The sequence below is a fragment of the Haladaptatus sp. HS23 genome (assembly GCF_056892285.1).
Genome location: NZ_JBXGLH010000020.1, coordinates 1 through 25,903, shown reverse-complemented (window position 1 = coordinate 25,903; position 25,903 = coordinate 1). Strand labels below are relative to the sequence as shown.

Sequence of the window (25,903 nt, the reverse complement as noted above, 5' to 3'; positions counted from 1 at the left end):
GTTTATTTCCCAATTCATTCGTGCCGTTCTCCAATGTACATTTTCATGATATCGTCTTCATCCCGTAGTTCGTCTGTCCATCCTTCGAATACGACGCGCCCTTGGTCAAGGACGTAAACGTATTCGGCGATATCGAGGACCTTTCGGATGTTCTGCTCGATAATGATCATGTCCCGACCTTCGTCTTTGAGTCTAGCCACTTGTTCAAAGACGAGATCAACCAGATCTGGGGCAAGTCCTGCACTTGGTTCATCGAGGAGCAAAATTTTCGGATCGGCCATCAGTGCACGGCCAAATGCAACCATCATTTGCTGGCCTCCGCTGAGTTCTCCAGCTCGTTGATTCCGTTTCTCCTCGAGAATTGGAAACATCTCAAACACTGTCTCATACTGATTTTCCAAAAATCCCGTATCATCGACTAAGAATGCTCCAATCCGAAGATTCTCTTGGACAGTCATTTCCGGAAAGACGTTCCCACCTTGGGGTAGCATGACTGCACCTTGTTCGATAATGTCTCGTGGATGAGTGTTTGTCACATCGTGATCTTGAATTCGGATCGACCCATCCCACACCTCGACGAGTCCGCAAATAGATTTGAGAAGTGTCGATTTCCCGGATCCGTTTGGTCCGATGATACAGTTGACACGACCAGGTTCGATATCGAGACTAATATCGTGTAGAACCTGATTTTCACCATATCCGGCGTCGACCGACTCTAAATTTACTAGTGACATTTTCACGTCCCTCCGAGATAGGCTTCACGAACTTGGTCATCGGCCTGGACCTCTTCAAAAGTACCAGTCATCACTTGCCGTCCGGCGTTCATTACAATAACCCGTTCACAAAGTGCACTAATGACGGACATATCGTGCTCGATCACAAGAATGGCTGTTCCTCGATTGTTGATTCGTTTGATGTCATCGATAATCTCATCCATGAGTGCGGGATTCACACCTGCAGCTGGTTCATCGAGTAGAATCAGCCCGGGCTCGAGCATTAGTACACGAGCCAGTTCGAGGAGCTTTTTCTGTCCGCCACTGAGTTCATCAGCACGGTTTTCAGCGACATGATCCAAATGTAGCTCTTCCAGTAGTTCCCAAAGTCGCTCATCCCGCTCTTCTGGCCCAACCGAGACGTTTGGGACCATCATGTTCTCTACGACAGTTAGCCGACCAAATGGCTTCGAGATCTGGAACGTGCGACCAACGCCACGTGTCGACACTTCGTACGGTTTCTTGTTCGTGATGTCCTCCCCATCGAATGTGATCTCACCATCACTTGGCGATAGAAACCCGGTGATGAGATTCAGTGTTGTCGTTTTTCCCGATCCGTTAGGACCGATCAATCCAACCAATTCGCCGTGGTCGATCGAGATATCGAGGCCATCGACTGCCAGAACTCCCCCAAATGACTTCTTGAGGCCATCAGTAGAGAGGATCTGATCTTCATTCGCTGGTGACGTGCGTCCGGCCATTATCCGTCTCCCTCCGTGATCCCTGTTGGCGGATAGGACCCAGCCCATGGCATTGTTTGTTCGACAAACACACTCGCTTTGAGTACGTCCCGATCACCGAATCGAGGTCCAATCAATTGCATTCCGATGGGAAGGCCGTCATCAGAGAATCCGATTGGGACAGATCCTGCTGGATTGCCGCTCAAATTAAGCAACCATGTCAGAGTCCAGCCATGCATTGGATGTACCGAGACGCCGTCGACAGTGGGGTGATCTGTATCTAGCTCAAATGCGGTTCGGCCAAGCGTTGGTGTTGCTAGGATATCGAACTGTGTAACTGCTGATTGAATCTCCCGATAGATCGATGTCCTAATCCGTCGTGCTTCGGCAAGTTCTCGAGTACCGATCTGTAGTCCCTTCTCAATGCGAGATTTGACTTCTGGAGTAACCTCGGTATCAACTGCCAGTAAGTCCACGTCTGAATCTCTTTTTAGATTTTCGTAGAGACCAACATACCGGGCTTGAAGGATCCGTTCGAGCGCTTCGTGTCGTTCTTCCCATGTTTCTTCGAACGTGATGGTCACCGGCTCAACGGTTGCACCAGCCTCTGAGAGACGCTGAAGTGCACTTTCAAATGAACCCTTCACTTCCGTGCTGATCACGGAGTCACCGAAATCGATCGAATAACCGATTGATAGATCCGATATCTCTTCGTCAATATCATCTCGATACGAACCGGGGGCTTCTGGGAGACTAAACGGATCATTTAGATCAGGACCGGTGATCACATCCAACATTAGTGCCGCATCTTCGACCGTCCGAGCGATCGGTCCTAGGTACGTGTATGGTAAGCTGTTCTCGTATGCGTCTACATTGGACGCACCATGTGGTACACGTCCAAAATCAGGCATCAGTCCATACACTCCACAGGCACTGGATGGAATTCGTATGGAGCCTGCTGCATCAGACCCGAGTGCAAGCGGTGCAAGTCCTGCAGCAACTGCAGCGGCGCTACCACCGGATGAGCCGCCAGTTATCCGAGTGAGATCCCATGGATTGACTGATGCTCCAAAGACCGAATTTTCAGTTACAGTTTTTCGGCCGAATTCGGGCGTATTCGTTTTTCCAAGAATGATCGCTCCCGCGTCTCGGAGCCGTTTGACAACTGTATCATCAGCGGTAGGGACGTGATCAGCAAACGAGGGGGAACCAAACGTGGTACGTACACCGTTGACTCGTGTGAGATCCTTGATTGCAATTGGAATCCCATGGAGCGGACCCAATTTCTCACCTTGCTGGATTGCTTGCTCGGCTTCCAATGCTTCCGAACGTGCACGCTCATCACATACCGTAACATAGGCTGTGAGCTGGTCGTTGAACCGGTCGATCTGATTGAGGAATGCATCAATGACAGTAACGGGCGAGAGATCACCGTCTTGAATACGGTCAACAAGTTCGGTAGCAGGAGTAAAGCATAGTTCATCACTCATACAGATCAACACCTTGCAGCAGTGATTGATCCCTCGGCTTCGGCTCTCTTCGGCTACCGGTGGGTCCGTGGTCCCAGTCGTAGAATCGATCACGTAATCCTCCTCGTTCAAACTGGGTCCCTTGAGGTGGTGAGTTAGTCAAGATCATATTTGAATGAGTAACAGTACTTTTCGTATCCTAATTGTTCATAGAAGCGATGAGCGTCGTCTCGCCATAACCCTGATTCGAGCTCAACAGCATCGCAACCCTGTTGTTCAGCCCATTCGTGCACGAACAACAGAAGCTCTTCACCATACCCTTCGGAACGACGTGTTTCCGTGGTCACAAGGTCGTAGACATACGCATGCCGTCCCAAATAGAAGTTCGTCGAAATTGTGACGCCAGCCACTGCCACTGGTTCGTTTTCTTCATAGCCCACGAAGAGGCGATATCCTTCTTCGGCCATCTCGGCATACAAATCGTCAAATGAATCTGCAGTGAGGTGGGACCGAAGCTCCTGAAGGATTGGGAAAGCTTTTCGACGCTCCTCCGGTGTTGTAGCTTGCTCAATTTCCACTGAAATCACCACCTACTAGGAAAAAGTCAGCTACCTTGCTCAAGTCACTCATTGAGTTAATAGACACTCCCGTCTATTTGTTTGGCTGCTAACTTGGGGGGCCATACAAAGTTCAAATTCCCATTAATTATCTGGTATCCGAGTGCCGACTGTGTTTGTGGATCTCCCCATGCTGCTTGGTGGTTTTGCTGGAATTTGATGTATCCGCTCCCGCCCTTGACAGGATCGTGATTGAGGACTTTTTTAGCCCATTGATCGTTACTTGCCGATCTGAACGCCTCTAAGTCATTGAACGAGCGAGCATACTCTGCAATCAACTTGATATTTTGATACGAGAGTGCCGCACTCCCAGTCATCTCGGCATCGTGTTTTTTATTCCATGCTTGAAGCACTCCTTGTTGTTTGAGCAATTTGTCTACGCGACCCGCATTCAACAGCGTAATCGCACCATTTGCAGCGTTACCAGCTGTTTGCCGAGCTTGTTCGATTGTGAGACCATAGTTGTGGAAGAAATGTGTATTTTCAAAGCCAGCCCCAGCAAATTGCTTTGCAAGGTTCCCAGCACCGGATGAGGATGTTTGAACACCCCAAACGATATCAGGGTTATTTTGCTGGATTCGTGCGAGAAGGGAGGTGAAATCGGTTTCGTCTAATCCAACTTCGTCTTCCGAGATAACATTCCAGCCTATTTTATTCAGTTCTCCTTTCATTAAATCCATGATGGAGAGGCCATATGAGGTATCCTCTCCGATCAACGCTATTCTCTTTTTCTGATAGGGAAAGTAGCCGATCTTCTGTTTTTGAAACTGCGAAATAAGCTGCCGCCAACCCACCGCGTAAGCTTCCGAAGGTGGTGTCGTTTTAAAGACGTTTGTTAAGTTGTTGCTGTTAATCTTTTTGACAATCTCACTTGATACCGCTTCGTCGATGATCTGTGGCACATCGTGTTGGTTAGTCACGTCGATTGTTGTCAACGCAACGTCACTGTGAAATCCTCCTCCTATTGCATCTACATTCTCTTCTTGAATTAGCCGATTGACCTCGTTTCGACCAGCTGAAGGCTCAGATTCCGAATCGCCAAATACTAGGGTGATGTCCTCACCATGTACACCATCCTCTTCGTTTATCATTTCACGAGAAAGGTTCGCTGCCATCTTCTTTTGTTGTCCAATGTTTGAAGCTGGCCCCGAAAACGGTCCGTAAAACCCGATTTTGAGGCCTCCTCCTCCTTCACCTCCTCCAAACCCTTTGAGACATCCGGCTAACGCTCCAATAGCTCCTACTCCACCAGCACGGAGAAGTCCGCGTCGTGTGGTGGCGTGAGACACGTTGTTAATACCCATGTTACTCAACTCAGAGACAAAGTATAAAAAGCCATTGGCTGATATGGCTATTTGTCCCATTTTACCTTTTAGAAACGAGACTTTGTCCGAGATTTCGAATTGAACCTAGACAAGATGTAAGTACCATGGGTGAGATTGGCACACACATGCTGGACATCAATTCGGAACGGTTTCACGAAACGTTCGAACGGTATTCAGAAGTCGGTGGGACCGCCAAAGGTGGTCTTGACCGATTAGCTCTTTCAGCAACCGATGGTGAAATCAGAGATAAATTCATATCGGATTTAGAGGCACTTGGACTATCAGTCCGGATTGATGAAGTTGGGAATATTTTCGGACGTCGGTCAGGTACTGATCAATCAGCCAACCCAATTCTTATCGGGTCACATTTAGATTCACAACCAAGCGGCGGCCGATACGATGGACAGCTCGGTGTTCTCACAGCATTGGAAACAATTCGAGTCTTCGAGGATTTGGACATAGAGACACAACGGCCTATTGAAATCGTCAATTGGACGAATGAAGAGGGGTCACGTTTTAAACCAGCGTTGATGGGTAGTGGGGCATGGGTTGGGATTCATGATGTCGATGAAATCCTCTCAACCACAGATGAGCAGGGTACCTCAGTTGAGGACGCACTCGATCAAATCGGTTATGATGGTGAGGCCCCGTGTGAACCAAATCAGATACCACATGCATATTTAGAACTTCACATAGAGCAAGGACCCGTGCTTGAAGAAAATGAATGGGAAATCGGAATTGTCGAAGGAATTCTTGGTATGGCGTGGCTCGAAGCAACGATCTATGGCGAAGCTGATCATGCGGGCCCCTCACCGATGCATACTCGATCGGATTCAATGGTTGCCGCAGCAGACGTAATTACGGGGGTTCGACGGCTAAGTACCCATCTTGGAGATGATGTGGTAACGACCGTTGGGGAAATGACCATTGAACCCAACTCAGTGAATGTAATTCCATCCAAAGCCAGTTTTACCATTGATCTTCGATCGTACGACAATGATATAATTACTCGTGGTATCGATCAGATCGAAGCCGAATTATCATCTGCCTGTTCTCGGGAGGGAACCGAGTATGATCTTGAGGAACTATGGAGGATCCCACATACCGAATTCTCACAGCAGATCTGCACTAATCTTGAGACCATTGCCAACGAACTCGGGCGATCTCACGAACGCATGATCGGCGGTGCCGGTCATGATGCCTCCTATTTAGCAGATTTGACGCAAACAGGGCTTGTCTTTGTTCCTAGTGCCAATGGTAAAACGCACAACGAACAGGAGTTCACCAAATGGGAAGATGCCGTCGCTGGGGCCGAGGTATTTGCCAATACCGTCTTGCAATTGGCTGATTCAACGGAGACGTCACAATGAATACCATTCATACTCTTCTCTACACAACCGTGATATTGACGGAAAGTAAGTTTGAGAGGCGATGACGATGGATTCCCGTGATATCGAAATTCTCAAGACCGTATTCGAGCTTGGTGATCCAAGTCCACGACGAATCGGAGAGAAACTAGAGATTCCAAAATCAACTGTTCATTATCGACTATCCAAGCTCCAAGAGCAAGGTGTCCTTCGGAACGATCTCTATGAATTCAATTCGAAAGTTGCCGGATTTAGTATCACCGTGATCACAGAAGTTCTTGCAAAGTATGAGTCAGAATATCAACAACATGTTGGAGGAGAGCTTTCCGAGATTGAGGGTGTTTCTGAAGTCCATTTCATGATGGGTGATACTGATTTTATCGTCATTGCACATCTTCCAGACAGTGATCATATTCAGCGTTTAATTAACGAATACGAAGTGATTGATGGGGTTGAGAGAACTAGCTCAAAATACGTAATTTCGACAATTAAGGACGAACCAAACGTAATGCGGAACTATAATCTGGATACACTCACTGAGATCTTGGGGTAGCAGATGGGGGTTGATTCAAGAAAGAGTAGTTTTTCTTCTATATTTCTTCTAGCCCTGATTGGGTCATCCAGCCGCTGGCTATTCGAGGCTGACCGCGAACAGCTGGAAACACTACTCACCGACGCGGCGACGACAATGGTTGCTGAAATCGAATCGAAAGGCCACAACAGCGACCCGAGTGCTGCTGATGTCCGTCGCGGAATCAATCAAGCCCACGGCCACCTATCCGAAGTCAATCTCGGTTATGTCGCCGCACCGATCCAGAGCTTCACCGACCAGGCACGGTCCCTCGCGCGTGACCTCAACATCGGCGTCATCGGCGTCGAAATTCACACGTGACGTTCTCGATTTCAAAACTATCCATCATGATGGATGGACGACTACACATTGCACGTTCTCCATCGAATACCTGCACCACAATGACCATACGAGCACCTCTCTAGAATCAATCGTTACTACTCTAAGTGGAACTCCGGTCAGCGCCTGCGACGGTATCGGTGAGGAACCGATCGAATTTGAATCGCTTCAGACCGCAATAACAGACGAATCCAATCGGCAATCCTACCATCCACGAGATGTCGAGAAATGGAACACTCACGGCTGCTCCCAGTAGGAGGCTTACGAGTGCGGATATCGAAAAACCACGAATGAACCAAAACTTGGAGCTGGTATCAACCGTGTAAAGGGATGAGATATCAGTATCGCGTTTTCTGATGATCCAGTAATCTGCGATCAGAATCCCGAGAGCCGGACCAAGGAATACGGAATATGCGTTGATGAACGTGTAGAATATGTTGCTCGAAAAGAGGTACCAGGGGAAGGAAACAACCGAAAGTGCACTCGTGAGAACGACTCCTTGCCGCCACGAAATACCAAGTGAATCTTGGAAAACGTGAGTGGGTGGGAGGATATTGAGAGTGAGATTCGTGGAGATCTGTGCCCCTAATACGAACAGCAACATTGCACTACCGACGAGGGGATTGGGGGCGACGATCATTATCGCCTCGATTGGGTTAGCATTTCCGGTCGAGACACCAAAGACAAGCCCCACCAACAGCATGAACATCATCGGTGGTGCGATACCGAACGCGTGACCCAATACCTGGTTTCGGGCACCTCCCTTTTCCTTGAGATGACGGCTGAGGTCCGAAGCGTTGAGGGCACCAGTGATAATGAACCCGACTGCTGCCGAAATCGTCGCGTAGAACTGACTTCCCCACGATCCAGAATAGTTGATGACGTCGCTCGGTATCTGCTGTGTCGTTAGAACGAGATACACGGTATACGCCAGCAACAGCCCTAGAATCCCGGCGGCAATCGAATCGAACCACTTGATTGATGTGATCCCATTGAGTGCGAGACCAACGTTCAGAAGAACGAACAGGACGAAGTACACCCAGACGTTTCCAAAACCCCACAACGTCGTCGTTATCGTTTGAATCGCGAGCGCTCCGATCTAGTTACCGATACCAAGCCATCAGATGGCTGGAATAATTCTGAGATAGTTCGGGATGACTGCTCCCCGAATGCCAAATGCGGACCGTGTCTGTACTGCAAACGGAATTCCTTCTTCGTAGCCAGGGAACCCGTTCAGAATGAAAAATATCGTTGCGATGATCGTCCCGATCCCGATCGCAATACCTGCTTGAACAAGATTCAAATTCCCGTGCGGATAGACAGCGAAAAACGCGACAGCGAAAGCTTGGACGATAATCAACGACGACCACCAGACAGGAATATAATGGGTGAGGCCCATCGTCCGTTCTTTCCGTGGAATTGGACTCAATCCCTCGAGCTCCGTCGTATCACTGACATTGTCTTGTGCATTTTTGCTCATGGATTAACCACCTTTTCTTGAGATACCATACTCCATGGCATTGCATACACCTATTTAAATCTTTGTGCTAAAATAGGACGTTGTAAAGCATACTGGGATAATCTTAGCAAAATTAGCTCAATTATCGGGAAAAGACTTAATAGTGTTTACATCGCCATCGTTGGTATGCCCATCAAGATAGACCGGAAACGGTTTGTAGATACGATGAAAAATCAAGCAGAAATCGGTGCTACTGAAAACGGTGGACTTCATCGTTTGACCCTTTCTGACGACGATCGAGAAATCCGAGACTGGTTTTACGAGCAGATGGATGACGAGGGACTCGACATTCGTATCGACGAGTTCGGAAACATGTTCGGTCGAAGGGAGGGCAGTGATCCCGATAAGGGGACTATTCTGCTCGGTTCACACCTCGACTCACAACCATACGGAGGGATATACGATGGTGCGCTTGGTGTCATTGCTGCCCTCGAGTTCATCCGTACTCTCAACGACGAGGAAATAGAAACCGAACATCCAGTCGAGATCGTCAACTGGACGAACGAGGAAGGGTCACGGTATCAACCTGCGATGCAGGGGAGTGGCGTGTGGGCCAGTAACCACGAACTCGAGGAAGAATACGACAAAACAGACGAAGATGGAAATCGATTCGAGGACGAATTGGAACGAATCGGATACAAAGGAGATGTACCTGCAACTCCGACGGAGAACTACGACGGCTACTTTGAACTACATATCGAACAGGGACCCTATCTAGAAGAAAACGACATGGACGTCGGAATCGTCACGGGCATCGTCGGATTCACCTGGGGTGCAATTACCTATTATGGTGAGGCCGATCACACAGGCCCCACGCCCATGCACTATCGCAGCGATGCACTCATTGGGGCCGCAGACGTAATCACACAAATTCGGCGAATAGCGAATTCGCTCGGGGAGCGAACCGTCGGTTCGACCGGTTTCATGGACGTTCAACCGAACTCGATCAACATCATCCCTGGTGAGGTGACGTTTACTTGGGGCTTTCGTGATCCAAGTGATGAAATCGTCGAAGATGCCTTCGACCGCGTTCTTGCAGAGGCGGAGATGGCAGCGGAACGAGAAGGGCTCGACTGGGAATGGGAAGAACGTATGCGTGCTCCATCTGTTGACTTCGCCGAGAAAAATATCACAGCAGTCGAAAACGCCACGGAGAACTTAGAATACGACGCAATGCGTATTTTCAGCGGCGCTGGCCACGATGCCACACACGTCGCCGATGTCATGGATACGTCGATGGTGTTTGCTGTCAGTGAGAATGGAAAAAGCCACTCCGAGGAGGAGTATACGAGCTGGGATGACTGCTACATGGCGGCAAACACGTTCGCGAACGCCGCACTCGAACTCGCAATGGAGGACTAATCATGGCTGATCCACAATTCGATCGCGTCGGTATCTGGAACTGGGAACGCGAGGATATCGCCGATGAGGTGCGATATGCTCAGTATGCAGAATCCAAAGGGTTGGACTCCGTTTGGCAAGGTGAATCGCGTCTCGTTCGAGATGCGATGACTATCATGGGCGCATATACGCAGGTCACCGACGAGATAGACATCGCCCCTGGTGTGACGAATTGTTATACACGGAACGTGGCATTGATGGCTCAGACGTTTTCTACGCTCGATGAACTATCCGGGGGGCGGATGAAGCTCGGCATCGGCGCTTGGTGGGACCCCCTCGCATCCAAGGTCGGAATCGACCGTCAACGGCCGCTTCGAAGGATGTGGGAATACTGTACAGTGGTCCGGAAATTGTTCGACCTCGAGAACGTGACCTACGAGGGTCAAACACTCAACGTCGAAGATATCGAACTTGATCTCGTCCGTTCGAATGCCTCACCACGAGATGTCCCGATATACATCGGTGCAACGGGCCCGACAATGCACAAACTCACCGGTGAACTAGTGGGTAACGGAATTGCGGGCGGTGTATTCATGAACTATCTCATTCCACCCGAACACAACGAACTCGGCATGCAGAAACTCAAGGAAGGAGTCGAAAAACAGGGTGGCTCTATCGAGGATGTCGATCGACCACAGCTGATCGCAGTTTCAATGGACGAGGATCGACAACGCGCGATTGACCAAGCCCGTGGGCTAGTAACACAGTACATCGGACAGCAGCCACATATCAAGAAAGGATCGGGGATCGACCCAGAGCTCGGTGACCAGGTCGAAGAGGAATTGGGAAGTTGGCCCGCGACGGCAGAGGATATCGAACGTGCGAGCGTTCTCGTTGATGACGAGATAGTGACGAACGTCGTTGCTGCGGGGACCTCTGAGGACGTCGTTAGCCGTGTGCAGGATTATTGCGATGCAGGATGTACTGAGCCCGTTCTCTACTCGTTGGGTGATGATGTAGAGGAAGTCATTGACGTCTTCGCCGAGTTTAATTCGGAATAGCGACCTCGGCGAGTTTCGGTTGTTCAATGTGTATCCCAGTCGGGAACTTCACGCTCGATGAACTCCCCATATCCTGGGTCTCCAACGACTTCCCCGTCTTCTGCGACAACGTCACCTCGGACGAGGGTTTTCTTTACGCGACCGGTGACCGTTCGCCCTTCGTAAATCGAGAATTCGGCTTTGCTTACGTTGTCGTCGGCAGTGATGGTATACGTTTCATCCGGGTCCATGAGGACGATATCCGCGTCCGTCCCCGTTTCCAACGTTCCCTTTTGCGGGAGTCCAAACGTATCGGCGGGGTTCGTGGACATCACCTGTACCACGAACGACGGTGAGAATCCTCTGTGATTCACCGCTTCATCGTAGAACACCGGCAAACTGACTTGGAGAGCGTTGGCTCCAAACGCACTATCCCACCAGTTTTCGACTTGCTTTTGGTCGAGTCGATATCCACAGTGGTCGGTGGAGACGACGCTCAGACAGCCGTTGTGAAGGTGCTCAAACATCGCTTCGACGTCATCCGGCTTTCGAATCGGCGGTGCAATCATGGGTAGGTTGCCCATCTCCTCGAAGATCGAATCGTCGAGTGTACAGTAATGGGTACAGGTTTCAGCACGAATCATACTACCATCGTCCTGGAAATACTCGAGAATGTCAGCTGCTTTTCGACACGTCGTGTGTATCCCGTAGTATTTCATCCCTGCTTCGACCGCCATTCGCGCTGCATCCTCGGCCGCCATGGCTTCTGCATAATCCGGACGTGATTTCGGATACCACTCCGGATCTCCTTTTCCTTCCTCTTTGAATTGCTCGGTCAGCGAATCACAGATCGACGGGTCTTCCGTATGAAACACACCGACGGCATCTTCCTCTGCGATATGCTGTATGGCCCTGTTCATGAATCCGTTCGAAAGGCCATGCTCGTATGCGGTGAACATCTTGAACGACGTCACACCAGTATCGATTACGTCGGGGATTTCATCGAAAACGGCGGGATCCTCTCGTGTGATTGCACCGTGAAGACTGTAATCAACCAGCGCGTCTTCCCCTTTCTCCTGTTTTCGCTTGACGCCTTCCAGTAGCGTTCCATCTTCATCCCAAATTCCCAGCTCACCGTCCCATGCTTGCCATGCAAAGTCGATGTAAGAAGTCGTCCCACCGACAGCAGCGGCACCAGTCGCAGATTCGTAGCTGTCGATGGAGAACATATCGTCGATGTGTACGTGAGGGTCGATCACACCGGGCATCACGAGTAAGCCGGACGCATCGATCGTTTCGGTTGCGTCCGGGAGCGTTTCATCCGTTCCTATCCCGACGATCTTCCCATCGTTGATGGCGATACTAGCGTCGGTTTCTCCGGTAGCGGTCACAACTGTTCCACCGCTAATAATGGTCTCAACTGCCATGTGAGGAAATAACTCTCATGGGTGAAAAGAATTGTGATCAATGAAGCACAAATAAATCATATTTTTCTACATTGTAAACTAAATCAGGGGAAAATTGCTCATGCACCAGGGATGATCCTTGGTTCCCACAAATCAGATATTCTGGTTGTGGATGTCGGCAAGTGAGGATGTCCTTATTCCATGATTCATTCCTCCATCGCATTATCCGAGACCTCGAGAGCGATATCGAGTGCAGCAACCGCATCGTCGATTTCGGCATCCGTAATCGTGAGTGGTGGTGCGATAATGAGAGTGTTAATCATGTTCGCGACGTAGACACCGTTTTCATAGGCTTTGCTCGCTACTTCATCGACGACCGTACTCCCCTTACTGACTTTGTCCTCCCGAGTTCCGAACGGGACGCGTTTTTCCGGGTTCTTCGTCAGTTCGATTCCACGGAAGAGTCCAACACCCCGTGTGTCACCCACACTGGGATGGTCGATTGCAAGGTCATTAAGACGAGTCCCCAGATACTCTCCCGACTCTCGAGCTTGATCAATGAGGTTTTCCGATTGATAGGTTTCGACAGCTGCAAGCCCTGCAGCTACCGCCGTTGGATGACCGGAATAGGTGTGCCCGTGGCAAAACATGTTGTCGTCAAAATACTCGGCGATTTCACTGTTGACGATGGTAGCACCAAGTGGTTGGTACGCTCCGGTCAACCCCTTCGCCATCGTCATAATGTCGGGTTCGACGTCAAAAACGTCACAGCCAAACCACTCGCCAGTTCGCCCGAATCCGGACATCACTTCATCACAAATCAAGAGGGCGCCATGCTCGTGTGCGATCTCCTTGAGTCGGGGGAGATACTCATCAGGTGGCACGAGAATACCATTCGAACCGACGATGGGTTCGACGAGTATTGCTGCAACTGTATCGCCCTCCAATTTCAGCATCTCTTCTATGTATTCGAGACTCTGCATCGGATCTAATGTCGAACCATATGCGTACGGATCTGGGGCTTTGATCGTCCCTGGGATCCCGGGCTCTGCTGCAAGCCGACGAGGGTCTCCTGTAACGCTAATTGACCCATAGGTCGCTCCGTGATAGGACCGGTATCGGGAGATGATTTTTTGTTTTCCAGTATAGAACCGTGCAATCTTAATTGCAGCCTCGACCGCTTCCGTACCGCTCGTCGAGAAGAACGTTTTCGAAAGGTCACCGGGTGTAACCTCTGCTAATTTTTTTCCGAGCTTTGCACGTGCTTCCGTAGTAAAGCCCGGGGCGACATATGCCGTTTCGTTGATCTGATCAGAGACAGCTTCCGTAACTCGCTCAGCGGAATGACCGAGATTTGAACACATGAGTTGTCCTGAAAAGTCGATGTAATCATTCCCGTTAGCATCTGTGAAGGTGACGCCGTCGGTATCTACTACCTGCGTTGGGTTCACTTCACTTTGAAATGACCACGTGCCGAAGACGTACTCTTTGTCAGTCCGTTCGATTTCATTTAGAGTGGTATCTGATTCGCTTTCTTGACCGGACATCGTTCTATTTCCTCTACTCTGCAAGAGTTGATTAATCTTTGGTGAATTCACGACGTAGTAGAATATTGTCCTCTTGAATACCTTGATTCAGAACAATGTTCGTACATTAAACCGAGCATTGGATTTGGTGAGAAAGTGTTATGAGGTGGGGAGACAAATGCGCACATGACACATGACGATGGAAACTCCGATCGACATCGATTCCGTACAGAATTACATCGATGGCGAATGGCGAGGCCCGAGCGGCACCGACGGTCAAAATATCATAAATCCCGCGACGGAAGAGACGATAGCGCATACGAAGTTCAGTGCCAGTTCCGATGTCGACGAGGCAATAGAGGCGGGATACGACGCATTCGAGGAGTGGCGGGAGATTCCAGTTGAAGAACGGATCCAACCCCTGTTTCGATTGAAACAATTGCTCGAAGAACATCAAGACGAAATCGCAAAACTGCTGGTCAGAGAGCACGGAAAAACGTTTCAAGAAGCAAAAGGAGAACTTCGCCGAGGCATCGAAAACGTAGAGGTCGCCTGTGGTATCCCGTCGCTCATGCAAGCGGGTCATCTCCCAAACGCTGCCCCCGAAATCGATGAAACCGCCGTCCGCAAGCCACTCGGAGTGTTTACTGCAATTACGCCGTTCAACTTCCCGGGAATGATTCCGCTTTGGTTCCTCCCCTATGCAGTTGCCACTGGTAACGCGTTTATTCTCAAACCCAGCGAACGAGACCCGTTGACCGCCCAGTACTTGTTTGCACTCGTCGAAAAAGCCGGATTCCCCGATGGGATTTTACAACTCGTGAACGGGAGTAAGGAGACGGTCAATACACTGTTGGAACACGATGATATTGCTGGGGTATCCTTCGTTGGAAGCACACCGGTAGCAAAGCACGTCTATGAAACCGCTGCCGCTAACGGAAAACGGGTCCAAGCACAGGGTGGTGCGAAAAATCACATCGTCGTCGCCGAATCTGCTAACCTTGACTTCGCTGCCGAGCAGACTATCGGATCCGCTTTCGCGAACACCGGCCAACGATGTCTCGCCAACCCCGTTGCTGTTGTAGTCGACGAAGTGTACGACGAGTTCGCCGATCGAGTGGTCGAAAACGCAGCTAACATGACTGTCGCAGACGGGTTAGCTGACGACTCTGAAATGGGGCCACTCATCACGCCGGAACAGCAAGAACGGGTCGAAGGATACATTCAAGAAGGTATCGAGGACGGCGCAGATCTCCTCTTGGATGGCCGCGAACTCGAAACACCCGATACCGGAAACTTCCTTCGACCAACGATTTTCGGCGATGTCGATTCGGAGATGAGCATCGCCCGTGAGGAGATCTTCGGCCCTGTCCTCGCGCTCATCCGCGCTGACGATTTCGAGGACGCCCTTGAAATCGTAAATCAAAGTCGGTTCGGTAACGCTGCGAGTCTCTTTACCGACCGAGGAAGCGATGCCCGAAAGTTCCGCCATACGGTCGACGCTGGTAACCTCGGTGTGAACACAGGGACAGCCGCGCCGATGGCATTCTTCCACTTTGGTGGCTGGAAGGACTCCTTCTTTGGAGATCTCCATGCCCAAGGTGAAGATATGATTCATTTCTACACCGATAAGGCGATCTACATCGAGCGATGGCCTGACCAATAACACTGCTTCTCTGCTATTCTCAATCCATACTCAGAAAAATCCGACAGGTATGGACGAAACGTCAGTCGAAAACCGCTGTGATCGAGTCATCGAGTATGTCCATTGCCCGGTCTATCTCGGCCTGCGTTGCGATTAGTGGTGGGGAGATGATGATCTGGAAGCCAGGGCGTCCGCCGCCCAGCAAGACGCCTCTGTCTCGACATTCATGGAGGACTGCCCCGACGGGGTTTTTCCCGTCGTCCACACGGGGGTCGTGGAAAGAATCCTCGGTATCCGGGTCAGCGAACTCGACGGCCCACAACCCACCTCGTCCACGAACATCATGCACGACATCATGCTTCGATGCCATCTGTTGAATTCGAGATGCAAGCCCCTCTTCCAGATCGGTAACACCATCGATTATGCCGTCTGCATATTCATCAATCGCTGCACAGCCGGCAGCACACGCCATTGGATGTCCTCCGAACGTCTGTCCAATGTCGAAACCGTTCGTCCGAACGAACGATGCAATTTCTGGTGTTACCGAGACACCTGCAAGGGGGGCATAGGCGCTCGTGACACCCTTTGCAAATGTAAGCATGTCCGGTTCGATGTCTTCGGTTTGGACACCGAACCAGTCACCACATCGACCGAAGCCGGTGATGACTTCGTCGGCGACGAGGAGGATATCGTACTCGTCACATAGATCTCGAACGTGGTCAAAATAACCCGGGGGAGCAGGAAAAGCTCCGCTCGTCCCGGCGATCGGTTCGGTGAGGATTGCGGCAATCGAATCGGGACCCTCGTTTCGAATCACGAATTCGAGGTGTTCACCGGCGCGTCGTGCCAGTTCCTCGGGGTCATTGGTGTCGAAGGCTTTTGGAATGGGTGGCAAAAACTTTGCTGCACCCGAAGTAGCAGCGTGTCGTTCTATCGTTGCCCGTGTTTCCGGATCGCCCGTTAGCGCTCCTGCACCATACGTCCCGCCGTGATATGATCGCCAGCGGGTGAGTACCGTCGATGCATCCTGATACTCGCGCGCGATTTGTACCGCGATTTCGTTGGCCTCGCTTCCGGAAACCGAGAAAAACGTGTGAGATAGGGAGTCGGGAGTGATACGTGCAATCTTTTTGGCGAGTCGATCGCGGGTCGGAGAACGCTTAGCAGACGACACATACGGTATCTTTCTTGCTTGCTCTTCCATCGCCGAGATTACTGCCTCGTTGCTGTGGCCAAGGTTGGTACAGTACAACTGCGAACAGAAATCGAGGAATTCGTTTCCATCTTCGTCCCAAACAGTCGCGTCATCACCATCAGTGATACTGAGCGGCTTAGTATCCGGATTGTACCAATGGTGAATCGAGACTGCCTCCGTGCTTTCGGAATCCTGCTGGGTCATATTGAACGATATTTCTCCAAAATAATAAACGCTCGTTTGAACAATGTTCGAAAATAGCATCGGGGACGATCCACGGACCGATATTCTCGTCGCGGAATGCAGTCGATAAGCGAGCAACTCGATAGTGGTCGTTCGGGTTTCATTCTCATCAGCGGTTGGGAGGACCCACCCTACGATGTTCCACTATTCGCCAAGTCGGTACGTTCGATAGTCTTCGTCACACGGTGGCCCGTATGTGGCATGTAGGGTCCGATCGTGAAGGTCAAGAATCACACTCGTGTCCGTCTGACTGCGCTCTTCCGGTGGAGAATTCGGATCTTCGTGTCGACAGATGCTTGCGGGACGACCGAAGTGATCTCGAAGTGATGACTCTATTGTCGCAGCGTCTATCTCTCCACGTTGGTGTTCGAGCAGTCGGTGAAGTCGGTTGGCTCGATATAGTGAGTCCGGGAGCTGTCGTTCCATTCGACTCTCGAAACCAGACGTCATGAAGTGATTGGCGTGTGTGACGATTCCATCCCGTGGATAGATGTAATCGGTCCGGTTGGGCGACGTTTCGATATCTATCACCTCTCCATCGCCATGACCGACGATGTAATTGGCCGAACAGGCGTGTGGCGTGGCGACAATCGATTCGAGTGCGCTGTCATAGCGTGTCGCATCCAGGATTTCCCGACAGCGGAGATGGAAGGGTTTCCGAAAGGGGTGCTCTCCATCGTCTGGAGAAACGAGGCCGTTAATCACGAGTCCGATACCGTGTTCATTGACGCCCATCTTCCCACCGACGATACCTGCCTCCGTAATCGCTATGTGGTTGCTCCCGTCGCTTTGATGAACCTCGGTCACGAGGAGTGTATCCGCGATAGGTGATGCCCAGTCCCAATTCTGGCCAACGTACGTCTTCCCGTCGGCTGTCGCCATCGGAAGGAGACCGAAACTGGTGCACCCGTCCATTTCGGCAGTTTGTTCAGAATAGGACGCATAGAGTATCTCGTATCGGACGTTGAGAAGCATTACCTCCTCGATTGGGACCCCACTTCCATCGGCGATGCCACGCAGTTCCGAGGCGTAGTTGGAGTTCCACTCCTCGACGAGGGGAACATACTCGCTCGCTTGGCGTCGAACGACTTCCTCCTCGGCACCGTGTTGTGAAAATCGTGTTAGGTACGTTTCCACGTTCATACGGATCTCTTCTGCGAAGCGTTCTCCGTGTATAAGACCGCGTTCGTGCGGTGACCCAGTCAGAACGAGGTGTGGTAATGACGTCATCGTTCTTTATTGAAGCCGCTAATCATCCGAAGTGGCGTACTCCTGCCGTGGCCCACTTCCCTGGTCGGGAAGGGCATAATAGCCGACCAGTAACACTAACGCAGCCGACCCGACGCCGATGAACGTTGCGGGAATACCGATTCCTCCACCGAAGAAGTTTGCAGCGAGGCCCAGAACCGTCCCAACGACAATGGAGGCGAGTACAGCCCACCCGTTGATACCCGACAGATAGAGGGCCGTATAAACGGGGACGAGGAATGCACTCGTCAGAAGAATCGCACGAAGGTTGTAAAGACCGATGATAGTGTCCGGAGGGTTGACTGCGGCTGCCGTCGCGGTTATACCGAAGACAACGGTTGCAATCCGCGATACACGGAGCTGTGATTCGTCCGACGCGTTTGGTCGAAAGTAGCTGTAGATGTCACGTGCCGTGGTGATTCCCGTTGAGTGAAGGCGTGTGTCGGTCGTCGACAGAATTGCACTCATTACGGCGAGGATGATAACGACACCTATCGAGGTCGGTACGTAATCGGTTATCAACGTCGGGAACGCGTTATCTACATTGTTGATCGACAATCCGGCGTTCCTCAGCGCGACGGTCGTCGCACCACCGAGGACCACGAGGGCAGTGTAGAACACTGAAAGAATGACGCCGGAAGCTGCGAGATGGATTTTTGCTGTCCGGACGTCTTTTGTCGCAGCGATACGCACGATCATGTTCTGTTCCGTGAATATCGTGCCGAAAAACGCAACGATGGATGCGACGACTCCGATTACCGTGTAGGCACCTGCTCCGAGGGGGGCGACGTTAGCTGAATTCATCGCGGCGAATTCAGTATTGATGGTAGTGAACCCACCCAGATCGAGTACCATGTACCCGAGTGCGAACAGAACGGCCGCGACCATGATTGTTCCTTGAAGAAGGTCCGTCCACGCCACGCTGACAAGGCCTCCAAGGACGGTGTAGGTAATGAAAACGACACCGATGACCCACACCATGTACTCGTACGGAACGCCGGTAATGGTCGTGACGAGGAGGCTGGCACCGACGAGTTGCATGATGAGGTACAGCCAACCATTTGCGAGCAATACCGCTCCTGCAATCGGTCGTGCTGCTTGTCGCCCGGTCAGATCCGCGATGATGTCGGGCAACGTCAGGTGGTTCAATTGTCGAACCCGTCCGACGACGAAGTAGAGACCGCTCACACCGAGCATTAATCCCAAAATAGTGCCAGTCATGAGCGAGTAACCGCCACCGTAAACGGCCCCGATAAATCCGATCACACTGACTGCGCTCACGAAATTAGCAACAAGCGACCAAGTCGCCAGCGTCGGTCCCATACTCTGACCCATCACCCAAAAATCCATGACGTCGGTGGTTTTTCTGTACCCCCAGATACCGATAGCGAGAACGATGAGTAGATACACCACAAACGCGCCGAGATAATATGGGTTGACGTCAGCCATTGTTTTGGCCTCCATCTGTTGCACGTGGTTCCGTCGTTGTTTTTTGAATGTTCTCGTTAACCGGTTTTCCGAACAGTACGTGGACAACCACGTAATGAATCGCCCCGAGGCTCCCGGCTAAAATCGTCGCAACGAAAACCAGGAACATCGTTGTTGGCATGCCAAGTATTGTCATATTTGACTCTACCACATAGGATACTATTTTCGGATGTAAATCTATCGGTTATCATTGTACAATATATTATAGAAATATATGATTATCGGATAATGTCCTCAATCACGCCAAGATATGGGTACAATCTCCCTGGTGAAATTCCCAACACTTCCCGAAAATATTGTACGACAGGCTCGGTTTTATTGCGATGCGTGATTTTCCGAGAGGATTTCTTCGGTTGCGCTGAGAAGCACGGTAAGTCCATCTGCTGCGGATGAAAGCTCCACGTGTTCGTCGTATGTATGTGCCTGTGCCAAATCACCGGGTCCCCAAGTGATCGCGTCAGTATCGGCATCATTGATGAAGTTACGAACGTCGGTTGATGCACTCACTCCCCACGGTTCTGGAGACACCTCTGCAACCCGTGCGGAGTGTTTTCGAAATACATCTGCAAGTACGCTGTCTTCGTCTATTGCAGCTGATTCGTATGTTCGCGTTCGATTCCAAGAGATTGTAACACCGTGTTCCTCTTCGACGCTGCCCACTAATTCGTCGATTTCCGAATCGATTTCCTCGATAGTTTCATCCGGGAGGAAACGTCGGTCGATGGTGATCTTTGCTTCCTCGGGAACGACGTTCTCTTTCGTGCCTGCTTCGAACATCGTCACTGTCGAATATGCTTGCCCGACCAGGTTGTCGGTACGTTCCCGGACAGTGGAATCATACTCATCGAGTGCATCCAACAGGGGTTTTGCTAACTGAATCGCGTTCGTTCCTTGATCGGGGCGACTCGCATGTGATGGGTCACCCGTGATGACGATTTCGTACCATGCCAGACCCTTTTCACTCGTTGCAGTATACAGCTGAGTCGGTTCGAGAACGACGCCATAATCCCCGTCGTACCCGTTTTCGAGGAGGGTCTTCGTTCCTGGTTCGGCTGTTTCTTCTCCGATTGCAGCGTGAAAAACGAGCGAGCCAGGAAGTTCTCCGGATTTGATATCGTCTGCAAGGCGAGCCACTGTCAACATTCCTATCGCAACACCGGTCTTCATATCGACGCTACCACGACCGTAAAGACGTCCGTCTACTTCATCACCGGCATACGGATCGTGTGTCCACTGATCTCGGTCCCCGGCCGGTACGACGTCGATGTGGCCATTCAACACCAGTGTTGGTTCCCCTCTCCCAACCTTGACGCCAACCTGCGGTCGGTCGGAATACGGTTCCTCGATAACCTCCGCTTGGATATCACGTTCTTCGAACCAGTTAGCGATATACTCCGTACACGCTTTTTCGTTACCAGGCGGATTTTCCGTCTCAATACGGACGAGGTCTCCAATTAAGGTAGTCAGCTCTTCTACTTGCTCCGTGTTGCCCATGTACAAACTCACTCTCCATTCTTCAAAACATTTGTGATTAGGTGTATCATGTCCGTTTGTATCGGTGACTCCGGAATTATATTCTAAAATGAAGACCATGTCCGGAAATTATTCTGTATTGTGTGTATGTACTTCCCGAGATACCGATCTAAATTAGGCTCCTGGAAGCGTACCGCTCCCCTCTTCACTGATGTCGATTGCCACGTTCTTCGTTTGAAGATACGAGTCTAGTGCTTCCAAGCCTTTTTCGCGACCAATACCACTGTATTTGTAACCACCGAATGGGGTTTGTGTCGTATCTCCGAACCATTTATTCACATAGACATTGCCCGCCTCAAGGTATCGTGCGAGACGGTGTGCCCGAGTAATGTCATTTGTGAATATTCCTGCTGTCAGCCCGTACGTCGTATCGTTAGCTATCGATAGCGCCTCCTCTTCATCACGGAAGGAAATCACCGAGAGTACTGGGCCAAATATTTCCTCCTGAGCGATTCGCATATCGTTTTGGACATCAGTGAAAATCGTCGGTTCGACAAAGTAGCCCGGCCTGTCAAGTGCATTCCCCCCGAGTAGCGGTGTTGCACCCTCTTCTTTTCCGATTGCGATATACTCCAGTACCCGATTTTTGTGTTCAGCAGACGCAAGTGGACCCACGTCGGGGTCCTCTATTCCTGGGCCGATTTCATACTCGTCGACTATCGAGGTGATTCGATCGACCAATTGATCGTGGATATCTTCGTGAACAAGGAGTCGATCGGCAGCAGAACAGACCTGCCCAGCGTTCGTGAAAATGGCAGAAGCGATACTTTCGGCTGTCCGATCGAGAGGTGCATCAGGGAATACCATTGCTGGATTCTTCCCACCGAGTTCGAGTGTCACTGGTGTAACGGTGTCTGCTGCATGCTTCATGATCGATTGACCTGTCGTGACACTTCCTGTAAAGGTGATCGTATCGATATCGGGATGTGACACGAGTGGTTGTCCAGTCGATTCACCAGTTCCAGTTATGACGTTGACAGCACCCTCTGGAAGGCCGGCTTCAGAACAGAGTTTGGCAAGTCGGAGAGTCGATAGTGCTGTCTGCGGTGCCGGTTTGACGACGACCGTGTTTCCGGCGACCAACGCCGGTGCGACACCCCGAGCAAACAGGTTCCCGGGGAAATTCCAAGGTGTAATCTGTGCACTTACTCCGTACGGTTCACGGAGCGTGAAATCGACTTGGTCCGACCCAACTGGTACGCTTTGTCCTTCGAGCTTATCAGCAACCCCGGAATAGTATTCGAAATATCGCCACGCACCGCGCATATCACTTTGTGCCTGGGATATCGGTTTCCCCTGGTCTTTGCATTCGATTGCCGCTAGTTCGTCGGTAGAATCGCGGATCTTTCTTCCGATGCGATGGACGATACGACCTCGTTTCTCTGGTGAGACATTACGCCAGGATTCGAAGGCAGTACGAGCAGTTGAGACAGCTTCGTCGACGTCTCGTGAGCCAGCCACTGCGATCTCTGTGAACGAATCCCCCGTTGCAGGGTCGTAGGACGAAATATATTCGTCTGTGGATGGGGGCATTTGTTCTCCACCGATGAAGAGGAAATACCGTTCTTTGAAAGAGATATCTGGTTGAACCATGCACCCTCTGTGTTCGCCATAACGATAGTGCTTTGGCAATAATACAGTGATAAATTAATAAACAGAACAATATTCATATATCGAGGTCCAATTAGGATAACAGACTAAATCGAAGGCAGACAAACCGAAGTTTGATAATAAATGGCACGAGACTGTTTCACATGAGCTTTTCCGAGAAGACGGTGATAGTAACGGGGGCGGGTTCTGGAATGGGCCAAGCTATCGCAGAGAGATTCGCTTCCAAAGGGGCAGCAGTCGTGTGTGCAGATATCGATAACGCTGCTGCTACCCAAACTGCCGAAACAATCGAACACGACGACGGTATTGCACTTGCAGTCGAAGCCGATGTTTCGTCCGAGAACGACGTGAAAACGATGATCGAGCAAACAGTGGCGGAGTTCGGTTCGCTCGATGTGTTGCACAACAATGCAGGCATCCCTCAACAGGCGACCCCGGTTGAGGACGTTTCTGGGACGGAATGGGACCAGATCATCTCCGTCAATCTAAAAAGCGCCTTTCTCGGGGTGAAATACGCTGTCCCACATCTTCGCGACGGCGGTGGTGTCGTCCTTAACACAGCATCTACGGCAGCGATTCGACCACGAACCGGACTTTCGGCATACGTTGCATCGAAAGGCGGGATGATCGCTCTTACAAAGCAACTTGCCTACGAACTTGCACCGTCCATCCGGGTGAATGCCATTTGTCCCGTGGCGACGGATACACCGATGCTGTCGAAGTTTGCGGGGGAAGACCTCAGCGTAGCCAGTATGCAAGAGACGATTCCACTCGGACGCCTCGCCGAACCGATGGACATCGCTGCGGCGGCTACGTTCCTCGCAAGCGATGACGCCGAAATGATAACGGGAACAACTCTCGAAGTCGACGGCGGGAGAGATATCTAATGGCCACTAAGCAGGCCATTTACGACGAAGTCGATGATCGACGCGATGAGATCGTTTCACTCCTCTCTTCGTTTCTCGAAATCCAAACAGAAAACCCACCGGGTAGAAATTATCGAGAAGGGGCTGCCTTTCTCGATACGGTGCTTTCGGAACGGGGGTACGATGTCGAGCTAGTCGACGTCCCCGAAGATATCGTAGAACACCACTATCCGGAGCGATCCCACTTGGAGCGGGTAAACGTGTTAGGTCAGAAATCATACGGGGATGGGCCGAACATCCACTACACCGGTCATTACGATGTCGTTCCAGCAGGAGAAGATTGGACTAGAGAGCCGTTCAACCCGACGTTAGAAGACGACCGAATGTATGGACGCGGTGCCAGCGATATGAAATCCGGTATCGTCGCCAGTCTGTTTGCAATCGACGTGTTAGAAACCGTCAATGCTGAATTGAACGGGTCAATCACACAAAGCATGACGGTCGACGAAGAAACGGGTGGGTTTACTGGCCTCGGCTATCTCGCACGACAAGGTCATCTCGATGGAACCGATTATTGTGTCTACACCGAATGTTTCGACTCCTCCCGGGTCTGTCTCGGTCATCGTGGGGTTCTGAAGTTCAAGATCGTGACACAGGGACGAAAGGCACACGGCTGTATGGCCCACGATGGGATCAACGCTATCTCGACGATGAATGATTTCTTAACACGCATCGAAGAGTATCGGACCGACCTCCACCAACGGACGACTGATCTTCCGGTCACACCCAGTGAGTCTCGACGGGCGGATATCTCGGTGACGATGATGGACGCGGGCTACTCCGAGAATGTCGTTCCGGATCGCTGTACGGCAACATTCTATCGGGTACTCGTTCCAACCGAATCGATCGCGGATGTCCGGAACGAGATTCGGGAATTGATAGTCAAAACAGAGAACAGTATGGATGCCTCTCTTGATTATGAGGAAATCATGTTCGCGGAACCGACGAGCGTTTCCAAGGATTGCCAAGTGAGCCAAACGTTTGCCAAGAATGTCGAGTCGTTTTACGGGGATTCGGAATTCGTCATTTCCCCTGGGTCTGACGATCAACGCTTTGTCGTCAACGATGCAGGCATCGATCAGTGCATAGTGTATGGCCCGGGACGTTTAGAACAGGCTCACGTCGAGGATGAATACGTCTCGATCGAAGACATTCTTACTGCAATCAAGGTGATGGCAGTTTCGACTGCGCAGCTCATCGGCGATTTGGACGACTAGTTCGTCAGTAGCGATCTATCAGAATTTGGTCTCTAACTAAGACGCAATCGTCTTCGATCAAACAGAGACAAACAAACAGAAACTAACTTGCAGAAATGGATGTCAGTCTTGAGAAAGATGACTGCTCTCGGGACAGTTGAACAATGTTCTGTGGATGGCAATTTAATTAGAAGTATTTACCAAAAAGCGTGCTTTACATATATGTTCGGGCGTGAAACTAGCTTAATGACAAAGGGATATTCAGCGAGTGATGATTTTGATGAGGTCGATATGAAGTTGCTTGCTTTTATCGAAGATGATTTCGACGTTAGTTTGGATAAGCTATCAGATGAATTGGATCTTTCGAAGTCTGCAGTCCATTATCGTCTCAACAAAATGAAAGAAAGCGGAGTAATCAATGGTATCACCGCCGACTTGAACCCAGAGCCGTTTGACCTGGATATGGTGGCGATCACTGAGGTATCCGTCACCCATGAGAAAGGATATTCGACCGATATCGGGAACAAACTCGCAGATATCAAGGGTGTAGAACAAGTATACTATACGATGGGTGATGTCGACTTCATGGTTCTTACTCGTGTACAGGATCGAAATCGGATGAACGAGGTCATCGATCAGATGGTTGCTATCGACGGTGTTAACGAAACCTCCTCTCGATTCGTGATGGACGAGGTGAAAAACAACCCGAAATTCATGGACAGTTTCTCTCAATGACTAAAAACAGTTAACTGGGAAGTTCATTGATAAGGCACTGTCTAGTTACTTGACTTCGCACGTTAGACGAACATACCCTCGATCTGGTGCATTAGTTCGTCGGTGTTTTG

21 protein-coding genes and 1 pseudogene are annotated in these 25,903 nt (G+C 50.7%); 9 read left to right on the top strand and 13 right to left on the bottom strand.

The features are described from left to right. Nucleotides 1-14: 14 nt before the first annotated feature. The 5 genes from AC1XDK_RS27620 to AC1XDK_RS27600 form a co-directional block, all read right to left on the bottom strand. Nucleotides 15-734, bottom strand: a complete 720-nt coding sequence (locus AC1XDK_RS27620) for an ABC transporter ATP-binding protein (protein WP_483353232.1) — start codon at nucleotides 732-734, stop codon at nucleotides 15-17. A 2-nt stretch (nucleotides 735-736) separates the two neighbouring features. Further along, nucleotides 737-1,474, bottom strand: a complete 738-nt coding sequence (locus AC1XDK_RS27615) for an ABC transporter ATP-binding protein (protein WP_483353231.1) — start codon at nucleotides 1,472-1,474, stop codon at nucleotides 737-739. Beyond that, nucleotides 1,474-2,943 carry an amidase gene (locus AC1XDK_RS27610; RefSeq protein ID WP_483353230.1) on the bottom strand — a complete coding sequence of 490 codons (1,470 nt, stop codon included), beginning with the start codon at nucleotides 2,941-2,943 and terminating at the stop codon, nucleotides 1,474-1,476. The genes AC1XDK_RS27615 and AC1XDK_RS27610 overlap by 1 nt, the downstream gene beginning before the upstream one ends. A gap of 134 nt (nucleotides 2,944-3,077) precedes the next feature. Continuing rightward, nucleotides 3,078-3,509, bottom strand: coding sequence for a GNAT family N-acetyltransferase (locus tag AC1XDK_RS27605; protein ID WP_483353229.1), 432 nt, complete (start codon nucleotides 3,507-3,509; stop codon nucleotides 3,078-3,080). Between the two features lie 47 nt (nucleotides 3,510-3,556). Further along, the gene (locus AC1XDK_RS27600; RefSeq protein WP_483353228.1) at nucleotides 3,557-4,843 is read right to left on the bottom strand and encodes an ABC transporter substrate-binding protein; all 1,287 of its coding nucleotides are present in this window, start codon (nucleotides 4,841-4,843) and stop codon (nucleotides 3,557-3,559) included. Between the two features lie 146 nt (nucleotides 4,844-4,989). On the opposite strand from AC1XDK_RS27600, the gene AC1XDK_RS27595 reads away from it, so the two are divergent. From AC1XDK_RS27595 to AC1XDK_RS27585, 3 genes are all read left to right on the top strand, one after another. Beyond that, nucleotides 4,990-6,234, top strand: coding sequence for an allantoate amidohydrolase (locus AC1XDK_RS27595; RefSeq protein ID WP_483353227.1), 1,245 nt, complete (start codon nucleotides 4,990-4,992; stop codon nucleotides 6,232-6,234). 67 nt (nucleotides 6,235-6,301) lie between these two features. After that, nucleotides 6,302-6,784, top strand: a complete 483-nt coding sequence (locus tag AC1XDK_RS27590; RefSeq protein WP_483353264.1) for an Lrp/AsnC family transcriptional regulator — start codon at nucleotides 6,302-6,304, stop codon at nucleotides 6,782-6,784. A gap of 135 nt (nucleotides 6,785-6,919) precedes the next feature. Beyond that, entirely contained in the window at nucleotides 6,920-7,123 is a 204-nt protein-coding gene (locus AC1XDK_RS27585) for a hypothetical protein (protein ID WP_483353226.1), read from the top strand. Between the two features lie 121 nt (nucleotides 7,124-7,244). Here the strand turns inward: AC1XDK_RS27585 and AC1XDK_RS27580 are convergent. After that, nucleotides 7,245-8,621 (bottom strand): annotated as a pseudogene (locus AC1XDK_RS27580) (cytosine permease). A gap of 165 nt (nucleotides 8,622-8,786) precedes the next feature. On the opposite strand from AC1XDK_RS27580, the gene AC1XDK_RS27575 reads away from it, so the two are divergent. Then, a complete protein-coding gene (locus tag AC1XDK_RS27575) occupies nucleotides 8,787-10,022 on the top strand; it encodes an allantoate amidohydrolase (protein ID WP_483353225.1) in 1,236 nt (411 codons plus the stop codon). Nucleotides 10,023-10,024: 2 nt separating this feature from the next. Beyond that, complete coding sequence (locus tag AC1XDK_RS27570) at nucleotides 10,025-11,062, top strand: LLM class flavin-dependent oxidoreductase (RefSeq protein WP_483353224.1); 1,038 nt, start codon at nucleotides 10,025-10,027, stop codon at nucleotides 11,060-11,062. Nucleotides 11,063-11,085: 23 nt separating this feature from the next. Here the strand turns inward: AC1XDK_RS27570 and AC1XDK_RS27565 are convergent, their stop codons facing one another. Together AC1XDK_RS27565 and AC1XDK_RS27560 are read right to left on the bottom strand one after the other, a co-directional pair. Further along, nucleotides 11,086-12,468, bottom strand: a complete 1,383-nt coding sequence (locus tag AC1XDK_RS27565; RefSeq protein WP_483353223.1) for a dihydroorotase — start codon at nucleotides 12,466-12,468, stop codon at nucleotides 11,086-11,088. Nucleotides 12,469-12,653: 185 nt separating this feature from the next. Next, a complete protein-coding gene (locus tag AC1XDK_RS27560; protein ID WP_483353222.1) occupies nucleotides 12,654-13,994 on the bottom strand; it encodes an aminotransferase family protein in 1,341 nt (446 codons plus the stop codon). Between the two features lie 172 nt (nucleotides 13,995-14,166). On the opposite strand from AC1XDK_RS27560, the gene AC1XDK_RS27555 reads away from it, so the two are divergent. Then, nucleotides 14,167-15,639 (top strand): CoA-acylating methylmalonate-semialdehyde dehydrogenase, encoded by a 1,473-nt coding sequence (locus AC1XDK_RS27555; protein WP_483353221.1) that lies wholly within the window; start codon nucleotides 14,167-14,169, stop codon nucleotides 15,637-15,639. A gap of 61 nt (nucleotides 15,640-15,700) precedes the next feature. On the opposite strand, the gene AC1XDK_RS27550 is transcribed toward AC1XDK_RS27555, so the two are convergent. The 5 genes from AC1XDK_RS27550 to AC1XDK_RS27530 form a co-directional block, all read right to left on the bottom strand. Next, nucleotides 15,701-17,017 (bottom strand): aminotransferase family protein, encoded by a 1,317-nt coding sequence (locus AC1XDK_RS27550; RefSeq protein WP_483353220.1) that lies wholly within the window; start codon nucleotides 17,015-17,017, stop codon nucleotides 15,701-15,703. Between the two features lie 183 nt (nucleotides 17,018-17,200). Beyond that, nucleotides 17,201-18,286 carry a C45 family autoproteolytic acyltransferase/hydrolase gene (locus tag AC1XDK_RS27545; RefSeq protein WP_483353219.1) on the bottom strand — a complete coding sequence of 362 codons (1,086 nt, stop codon included), beginning with the start codon at nucleotides 18,284-18,286 and terminating at the stop codon, nucleotides 17,201-17,203. 18 nt (nucleotides 18,287-18,304) lie between these two features. Next, the gene (locus tag AC1XDK_RS27540; RefSeq protein ID WP_483353218.1) at nucleotides 18,305-19,753 is read right to left on the bottom strand and encodes a sodium:solute symporter family protein; all 1,449 of its coding nucleotides are present in this window, start codon (nucleotides 19,751-19,753) and stop codon (nucleotides 18,305-18,307) included. 354 nt (nucleotides 19,754-20,107) lie between these two features. Further along, nucleotides 20,108-21,286 (bottom strand): M20 family metallopeptidase, encoded by a 1,179-nt coding sequence (locus tag AC1XDK_RS27535; RefSeq protein WP_483353217.1) that lies wholly within the window; start codon nucleotides 21,284-21,286, stop codon nucleotides 20,108-20,110. 153 nt (nucleotides 21,287-21,439) lie between these two features. Beyond that, nucleotides 21,440-22,918 carry an aldehyde dehydrogenase family protein gene (locus tag AC1XDK_RS27530; RefSeq protein ID WP_483353216.1) on the bottom strand — a complete coding sequence of 493 codons (1,479 nt, stop codon included), beginning with the start codon at nucleotides 22,916-22,918 and terminating at the stop codon, nucleotides 21,440-21,442. A gap of 161 nt (nucleotides 22,919-23,079) precedes the next feature. Here AC1XDK_RS27530 and AC1XDK_RS27525 point away from each other — a divergent pair, with 161 nt between their 5' ends. From AC1XDK_RS27525 to AC1XDK_RS27515, 3 genes are all read left to right on the top strand, one after another. After that, nucleotides 23,080-23,823, top strand: coding sequence for an SDR family oxidoreductase (locus AC1XDK_RS27525; protein WP_483353215.1), 744 nt, complete (start codon nucleotides 23,080-23,082; stop codon nucleotides 23,821-23,823). Continuing rightward, nucleotides 23,823-25,079, top strand: coding sequence for an ArgE/DapE family deacylase (locus tag AC1XDK_RS27520; protein WP_483353214.1), 1,257 nt, complete (start codon nucleotides 23,823-23,825; stop codon nucleotides 25,077-25,079). The genes AC1XDK_RS27525 and AC1XDK_RS27520 overlap by 1 nt, the downstream gene beginning before the upstream one ends. Nucleotides 25,080-25,304: 225 nt before the next feature. After that, nucleotides 25,305-25,793 (top strand): Lrp/AsnC family transcriptional regulator, encoded by a 489-nt coding sequence (locus AC1XDK_RS27515; protein WP_483353263.1) that lies wholly within the window; start codon nucleotides 25,305-25,307, stop codon nucleotides 25,791-25,793. The last annotated feature ends 110 nt before the right edge of the window (nucleotides 25,794-25,903 follow it).

Coding starts and splice junctions, on each gene's coding strand:
- AC1XDK_RS27620 (WP_483353232.1), bottom strand. CDS start 734: ATGTCACTAGTAAATTTAGAGTCGGTCGACGCCGGATATGGTGAAAAT.
- AC1XDK_RS27615 (WP_483353231.1), bottom strand. CDS start 1,474: ATGGCCGGACGCACGTCACCAGCGAATGAAGATCAGATCCTCTCTACT.
- AC1XDK_RS27610 (WP_483353230.1), bottom strand. CDS start 2,943: ATGAGTGATGAACTATGCTTTACTCCTGCTACCGAACTTGTTGACCGT.
- AC1XDK_RS27600 (WP_483353228.1), bottom strand. CDS start 4,843: ATGGGTATTAACAACGTGTCTCACGCCACCACACGACGCGGACTTCTC.
- AC1XDK_RS27595 (WP_483353227.1), top strand. CDS start 4,990: ATGCTGGACATCAATTCGGAACGGTTTCACGAAACGTTCGAACGGTAT.
- AC1XDK_RS27590 (WP_483353264.1), top strand. CDS start 6,302: ATGGATTCCCGTGATATCGAAATTCTCAAGACCGTATTCGAGCTTGGT.
- AC1XDK_RS27585 (WP_483353226.1), top strand. CDS start 6,920: ATGGTTGCTGAAATCGAATCGAAAGGCCACAACAGCGACCCGAGTGCT.
- AC1XDK_RS27575 (WP_483353225.1), top strand. CDS start 8,787: ATGCCCATCAAGATAGACCGGAAACGGTTTGTAGATACGATGAAAAAT.
- AC1XDK_RS27570 (WP_483353224.1), top strand. CDS start 10,025: ATGGCTGATCCACAATTCGATCGCGTCGGTATCTGGAACTGGGAACGC.
- AC1XDK_RS27565 (WP_483353223.1), bottom strand. CDS start 12,468: ATGGCAGTTGAGACCATTATTAGCGGTGGAACAGTTGTGACCGCTACC.
- AC1XDK_RS27560 (WP_483353222.1), bottom strand. CDS start 13,994: ATGTCCGGTCAAGAAAGCGAATCAGATACCACTCTAAATGAAATCGAA.
- AC1XDK_RS27555 (WP_483353221.1), top strand. CDS start 14,167: ATGACGATGGAAACTCCGATCGACATCGATTCCGTACAGAATTACATC.
- AC1XDK_RS27550 (WP_483353220.1), bottom strand. CDS start 17,017: ATGACCCAGCAGGATTCCGAAAGCACGGAGGCAGTCTCGATTCACCAT.
- AC1XDK_RS27545 (WP_483353219.1), bottom strand. CDS start 18,286: ATGACGTCATTACCACACCTCGTTCTGACTGGGTCACCGCACGAACGC.
- AC1XDK_RS27540 (WP_483353218.1), bottom strand. CDS start 19,753: ATGGCTGACGTCAACCCATATTATCTCGGCGCGTTTGTGGTGTATCTA.
- AC1XDK_RS27535 (WP_483353217.1), bottom strand. CDS start 21,286: ATGGGCAACACGGAGCAAGTAGAAGAGCTGACTACCTTAATTGGAGAC.
- AC1XDK_RS27530 (WP_483353216.1), bottom strand. CDS start 22,918: ATGGTTCAACCAGATATCTCTTTCAAAGAACGGTATTTCCTCTTCATC.
- AC1XDK_RS27525 (WP_483353215.1), top strand. CDS start 23,080: ATGAGCTTTTCCGAGAAGACGGTGATAGTAACGGGGGCGGGTTCTGGA.
- AC1XDK_RS27520 (WP_483353214.1), top strand. CDS start 23,823: ATGGCCACTAAGCAGGCCATTTACGACGAAGTCGATGATCGACGCGAT.
- AC1XDK_RS27515 (WP_483353263.1), top strand. CDS start 25,305: ATGACAAAGGGATATTCAGCGAGTGATGATTTTGATGAGGTCGATATG.